The organism is Pseudomonas sp. NPDC085632 (genome assembly GCF_044541255.1).
In the GTDB taxonomy this organism is placed as follows: domain Bacteria; phylum Pseudomonadota; class Gammaproteobacteria; order Pseudomonadales; family Pseudomonadaceae; genus Aquipseudomonas.
This window is the reverse complement of sequence record NZ_JBITSX010000024.1, coordinates 71,116-71,688: the sequence shown is the minus strand read 5'-3', so window position 1 is coordinate 71,688 and position 573 is coordinate 71,116. Positions and strand designations below refer to the sequence as shown.

At 55.8% G+C, this 573-nt stretch carries 1 protein-coding gene; it reads left to right on the top strand.

Annotated features, from left to right (window positions below; translation table 11 throughout):
• Window positions 1-17: 17 nt before the first annotated feature.
• A partial coding sequence (locus ACIF4X_RS16830) for a sigma-70 family RNA polymerase sigma factor (RefSeq protein WP_397482998.1) occupies window positions 18-573 on the top strand: 556 nt, incomplete at its 3' end.

Below are 573 nucleotides of genomic sequence, written 5' to 3'. Positions count from 1 at the left end.
ACGATGAGGGTCTCCTTATGGAGACCGGCATCGATTCGGATTCGATGTCGAATGATGAAGGGGCTGCTCCACCTTCCGTTCGTTCCAAATCCAAACACTCCGCTTCACTTAAACAACATAAGTACATCGACTACACGCGTGCACTTGATGCCACGCAGTTGTATCTCAACGAAATCGGCTTTTCCCCCTTGCTCTCCCCGGAGGAAGAAGTTCACTTTGCGCGCTTGTCGCAAAGTGGCGATCCGGCCGGGCGCAAGCGCATGATTGAAAGTAACCTGCGGCTGGTGGTGAAAATCGCCCGGCGTTACGTCAATCGGGGGCTGTCGCTGCTGGATCTGATCGAAGAGGGCAACCTTGGGCTGATCCGTGCGGTGGAAAAGTTCGATCCAGAGCGCGGCTTCCGCTTCTCGACCTATGCAACCTGGTGGATTCGTCAGACCATCGAGCGCGCGATCATGAATCAGACCCGGACCATCCGGTTGCCGATCCATGTGGTCAAGGAGCTCAACGTGTACCTGCGGGCTGCACGGGAGCTGACGCAAAAGATCGACCACGAACCTACACCCGAAGAAA